Below are 5,538 nucleotides of genomic sequence, written 5' to 3' on the forward strand. Positions count from 1 at the left end.
GGATACAGCGCCGCGGCACTCGGGGCGGCCGCCGTCGGCCTGCCGCAGATCGCCAAGGCAGCGGCCGGCGAACTGACCATCGCCTACAACGTCAACTTGCCATCCTGGGATCCGACCACCGGCCCGTCGGCCGTCAACCCGACCATCCAGGGGCTTTACCAGTCGGTGTTCGACCAATTCATCCCGCAGAAGCCCGATTTGTCCTTCGCGCCTGGCCTGCTCACCGAATGGGGCTGGAACGACGACCGCACCAAGATCATGATGACGGTGCGCGAAGGCGTGACCTGGCATGACGGCTCGCCGTTCACGGCCGAGGACGTCGTCTGGTCGCTGCAGCGGGCAGGCGACGAGAAGACGGGCAACCCGATCCAGTTCGTCTGGAAGAACGTCAACAACTTCAAGATCGACGGCAACAAAATCACGGGCGACGTCGTGCAGTTCGACCCGGTCTATTTCAAATGGATGTCGTTCCTGACCGGCTACATCATGCCGAAGGCCTACTACGAGAAGGTCGGCGCCGAAGGTTTCGAGAAGGCGCCGATCGGCACCGGCCCCTACATGGTGGAAAAGTTCGAGCGCAACGCCTTCCTGCGGCTCAAGGCCAATCCGAACTATTGGGGCGGCAAGCCGGCCTTCGAGAATGTGACGATCAAGTTCGTCGCCGACGCGGCAAGCCGCGTCGCCGAGATCGAATCCGGCTCCTCGCAAGTGACGCTCGAAATTCCCTATGAGGAGTATGACCGGCTGATCGCCAAGGACGGGCTGGCCGGCTCGTGCAAGAACGTTTCCGACATCGGCATGATCTTCTTCAACGACATCGAGGCGATGCTGGACAAGAACGTCCGCCAGGCCGCCGTGATGGCCGTCGACAAGAAACTTCTGGTCGATCGCCTGCTGCGCGGCTACGGCCAGCCGATCGATACGCTGGAAACGCCGGAATACGCATCCTACGACGCGTCGATCAAGGTCGAGCACAATCCGGAAAAGGCCAAGGAATTGCTCGCCGCTTCCGGCTATTCGCCGGAAAAGCCGGTCAAGTTCACCATCCAGACGACCAAGGGCTTCAAGCCCAAGGACTATGAGATGATCCAGGCGATCGTCGGCATGTGGCGCAAGGTCGGCATCGAGGCGACGATCGAAGTCTACGAGATCGCCAAGCACTACGAACTGCGCGCCGCCGACAAGCTGGCGCCGTCCGCCTTCTACAATTGGGGCAATGCCATCGGCGATCCGACCACCTCGACCGGCTTTGCCATGTACGGCCCGAGCCCGCATTCGGTGTGGGACAGCCAGGATTTGATCGACATGATCAACCCGCTGTGGGGCGAAAAGGACGAGGCCAAGCGCATCGCCGGCTGGAAGGCTGTCGACAAATACATCGCCGAGCAGGCCTATGTGCTGCCGCTGATCCAGTATGCGCAGCCGATCGTGCATGCCAAGGGCGTCAATGTGGTGCAGCATGTGTCCGGCGCGCTGCTGCCGGCCCTGATGACCCCGGCCTGACATCGGCCTGGAATTGCCGCGCGCCGTCCATAGCGACGGCGCGCATTTCTATCCGGCATACGAGCCAACGAGCTCCTGCAAAGATTTACATGCTCCTGCAACGATTCCTGATCCGCCTTCTGACGATGCTGATCACGCTGTTCGGCGTGGCCGTCGTCGTCTTTGTCGTGATCCGCGTCGCACCCGGCGATCCGATCGCCATGATGCTGCCGCCCGGCGCGACGGATGCCGACATTGCCCGGCTGCGCGCGCTCTACGGCCTCGACAAGACCATCGTCCAGCAATTCTTCATCTGGCTGTCGGGCGTGGCCCGGGGCGATTTCGGCACTTCGATTTCGCTGCGGCAGGATGTGCTGGGTCTCGTCTTCAACCGGCTGCCGGCGACGCTGGAACTCGCCATCGTCGCGCTTGTGATGGCGGTGGCGATCGGCGGCACGACGGCGATCATCGGCGCGCGCGAACGCGGCACGGCGGTCGAGGTCGGCATCGACATCGCCAGCGGCGCGGCGCTTTCGATTCCCGATTTCCTGTGGGGCCTGGTGCTGATCCTGTTGTTCGGCGTGCTGGTGCCGATCTTCGACATTTCCGGGCGGGTGTCGCCGCAACTGGACCTGCCCTTCGTCACCCAGTTCTATCTGTTCGAGAGCCTGTTGCGCCTGCGCCTCGACCTCACCTGGGATCTGCTGAAGCACATGCTGATGCCGGCCGTGGCGCTGGCGCTGCCGCTGGCAGCAATCATCTCGCAGCTGCTGAAACAGTCGCTGAAGGAAGTGCTCGACCTCGACTACGTCGTGCTGGCACGGGTGAAGGGTTTTTCGGAAACGCAGGTCATCCTGCGCGAGGCCTTGAAGAATGCCGCTTTGCCGACGCTGACACTGGTCGGCGTGCAGTTCACCTTCCTGATCGGCGGCACCGTCATCGTCGAACGGCTGTTCTCCTATGAGGGCCTCGGCAATATGGCGATCGACGCCGTCATCAACCGCGACCTGCCGCTGATCCAGGGCATCGTGCTGGTCTTCGCGCTGCTGTTCGTGCTGATCAATCTCAGCGTCGACATGATGTATGCGCTGCTCAATCCGAGGCTGCGCCATGGATGAGGGCCGTGCTCGAAGGCGAGGTGTGTCGCCACGCCTGTGGCTGGCCGGCGGCTGGCTGCTGCTGGCGCTTCTGGCGGCAATCTTCGCGCCGCTGGTCGCGCCGCAGGATCCGCTGGCGCAGGATCTGATGCTGGAGCGGTTGCCGCCATTCTGGATGAATGGAGCCGAACCCGGCTATTGGCTCGGCACCGACAGCCTCGGCCGCGATCTGTTGTCGAGGCTGATCTTTGGCGGCCGCATCGCCTTCATCGTCGCCTTTTCCGCAGCCGTCGCTGCGTGCCTGGTCGGCTCGACGCTAGGCCTGATCGCAGGCTATTTCGGCGGTTGGGCCGACCGCATCATCTCGCGCGTCGTCGATGTCTGGATGGCCTTTCCGCCGGTGCTGTTCGCCATATTGCTGGTGGCGGTGCTCGGCACGGGCTTGAGTTCCGTCATCCTGGCCATCGCCATCATCGACTGGACGCGTTTCTGCCGGGTGATCCGTGCCGAGACAATGGGTCAGTCGCGCATGGACTATGTCGAGAATGCCCGCATTGCCGGCTACGGCCGCATCGGCATCATGCTGCGCGAAGTGCTGCCCAATGTGGTGCCGTCGATCGTCGCATTGCTGTCGCTGGAAATGGGCATCGCCGTTATCGTCGAGGCGATCCTGTCCTTCGTCAATCTGTCGATCTCGACCGACGATCCGACCTGGGGAGGCATCATCGCCGAGGGCCGGCTGTCGATCCATCAGGCCTGGTGGGTGCTGGTGTTCCCGCTGATCACGCTGATCCTGACCGTGCTGTCGTTCAGCCAGTTCGGCGAGGCGCTGAAGACGCGTTTCGATCCGGTGCTGCGATGAGCGCCTGCCTCGACATCAGGGATTTGAGCGCGGTGCTGCCCAACGGCCAGCGCGTATTGCGCTCGGTGTCGCTCTCCGTCCAGCCCGGCGAGGTCCGCGCGCTGGTCGGCGAAAGCGGCGCCGGCAAGACGATGATCGGCAAGGCGGTGCTCGGTGTGCTGCCGTCGAGCGTGCGCATTGTCGAAGGCGACATGCTGCTCGAGGGTGAAGACCTCGGCAAATTGCAGCCCAAGGCACGACGCACGCTGATTGGGGCGCGCACGGCGCTGATCCCGCAGGACCCGCTGACCGCGCTCAACCCGTCGCGGCGCATCGGCTCGCAGATGACCGACCGGCTGGTGCGCATCCTCGGCTGGAGTGGCGAGAAGGCCGATACCCGCATCCGGCAATTGCTGGACGAGGTGCAAATCCGCGATCCCGACCGCGTGCTGAAAAGCTATCCGCACGAACTGTCCGGCGGCATGCGCCAGCGCGTGCTGATCGCTGCGGCCTTCGCCGCGGAGCCAAGGCTGATCGTCGCCGACGAGCCGACCACGGCGCTTGATGTGACCGTGCAAAAACAGATCCTGCGGCTGATCGTGCAGTTGCAGCGCGAGCATGGCACGGCGATCCTGTTCGTCACCCATGATCTCGGCGTCGTCGCCAAGATCAGCCAGAGAGTCTCGGTGCTTTATGCCGGCAAGGTGGTGGAGGAGGCCGACACGGCTGCCCTCTTCGCAGCACCGCAGCATCCCTACACGCGAGCGCTGATGGCGGCGACGCCACGCTACACCGATCCTTTCGCCTCGCTGAAGCCGGTGGACGACGAAGTCCTCGCAGGGCTTGCTTCAGAGATCGCTGCCGCAGACCAGGCCTGGAGGCGGTCGCATGGTTGAACCGTTGTTCTCCGTGCGCGGGCTGAAGGTCGCGCTGCCCGACATGACGCGCAAGCCGCTGATCGGCCGCGCGCCCTTGGTCGAAATCCTGAAGGGCCTGGATTTCGACCTGCCCAGGGGCTCGGTGACCGGCATCGTCGGCGAATCCGGATCCGGCAAATCGACGCTCGGCCGTGCTCTGGTGCGGTTGCTGGAACCGAGCGCCGGCAGCATAACTTACGACGGCCGCGACATCACGCATCTGCCGGAAGCGGAACTGCGGCCACTGCGGCGCAATCTGCAGATGATTTTCCAAGATCCGATGTCGTCGCTCAACCCGCGCCGCACCATTGCAAGCATTATCGCCGCGCCACTCAAGCAAAATGGCCTCGGCGACAATCTCAAGGCGCGCGTTGCCGAGGCGCTGCAGCGCGTCGGCCTGCCGCAAAGCTTCGCCAACCGCTATCGCCACGAATTATCGGGCGGCCAGCGCCAGCGCGTCGGCATTGCGCGGGCGCTGGCGCTGTCGCCGAAATTCGTGCTGGCCGACGAGATCGTCTCAGGGCTCGACGTGTCGACGCAAGCGCAGATCCTGACGCTGCTGGAAAAGCTGGCGGCGGAAATGGGGCTGACCGTCGCTTTCATCAGCCACGATCTGTCGGTCATCCGGCGGCTGTGCCGGCAAGTGATCGCCATGCGCGAAGGCGTGATCGTCGAAGCGAGCGCCACCGACGCCTTGTTCGACAAGCCGCAGCAGGCCTGCACGCGCGATCTCATCGCGGCCATTCCGCTGCCCGAGATCGATGCGAACTGGCTGGACATTCCTTCCGCCGCCAAGGCGCCGACATGAATGCATACGCACGCCGAAGAGCGGGCCTCGGGCGTGCGACCAAAAGACCCAAGTCCCGCCAAATGGAGAGGACTGACATGAAGACCACTATCGCAATTGCAACGCTGGCCGCCACGATGCTCGGCAGCGCCGGCATGGCCTCGGCGGATTCGATCCCGGGCATGCGCGGCCACGACCACACCGGCATCACCGTTCCCGATATGAAGCAAGCGGTCGACTTCTTCACCGAAGTGGTCGGCTGCAAGAAGGCGATGTCGTTCGGTCCGTTCGCCGACGACAAGGGCACCTTCATGCAGGATCTCCTGGGCGTCGACCCGAAGGCGGTGATCGAAGAGGTCACCATGGTGCGCTGCGGCTATGGTTCGAACATCGAGCTGTTCAAATACACAGCAC

General features: G+C 63.7%; 5 protein-coding genes and 1 pseudogene. All 6 read left to right on the forward strand.

The window, feature by feature from the left end; translation table 11 throughout:
• Nucleotides 1–1,503 (forward strand): ABC transporter substrate-binding protein (locus EN939_RS19070; protein WP_127269245.1); only part of this gene is annotated, 1,503 nt, incomplete at its 5' end.
• 89 nt (nt 1,504–1,592) lie between these two features.
• The gene (locus tag EN939_RS19075) at nt 1,593–2,600 is read left to right on the forward strand and encodes an ABC transporter permease (protein WP_127269246.1); all 1,008 of its coding nucleotides are present in this window, start codon (nt 1,593–1,595) and stop codon (nt 2,598–2,600) included.
• On the forward strand, nt 2,593–3,441 hold the full coding sequence (locus tag EN939_RS19080) for an ABC transporter permease (protein ID WP_127269247.1): 849 nt from the start codon (nt 2,593–2,595) through the stop codon (nt 3,439–3,441). Before EN939_RS19075 ends, EN939_RS19080 begins: the two co-directional genes overlap by 8 nt.
• Complete coding sequence (locus tag EN939_RS19085; protein WP_127269248.1) at nt 3,438–4,316, forward strand: ABC transporter ATP-binding protein; 879 nt, start codon at nt 3,438–3,440, stop codon at nt 4,314–4,316. The genes EN939_RS19080 and EN939_RS19085 overlap by 4 nt, the downstream gene beginning before the upstream one ends.
• Nucleotides 4,309–5,145 carry an ATP-binding cassette domain-containing protein gene (locus EN939_RS19090; protein WP_127269249.1) on the forward strand — a complete coding sequence of 279 codons (837 nt, stop codon included), beginning with the start codon at nt 4,309–4,311 and terminating at the stop codon, nt 5,143–5,145. Before EN939_RS19085 ends, EN939_RS19090 begins: the two co-directional genes overlap by 8 nt.
• Nucleotides 5,146–5,222: 77 nt before the next feature.
• A pseudogene (locus EN939_RS19095) lies at nt 5,223–5,538 on the forward strand (VOC family protein); the annotation flags it as partial.

Origin of the sequence: Mesorhizobium sp. M7A.F.Ca.CA.002.05.1.1 (genome assembly GCF_003998335.1) — a bacterium.
Taxonomy (GTDB): domain Bacteria; phylum Pseudomonadota; class Alphaproteobacteria; order Rhizobiales; family Rhizobiaceae; genus Mesorhizobium.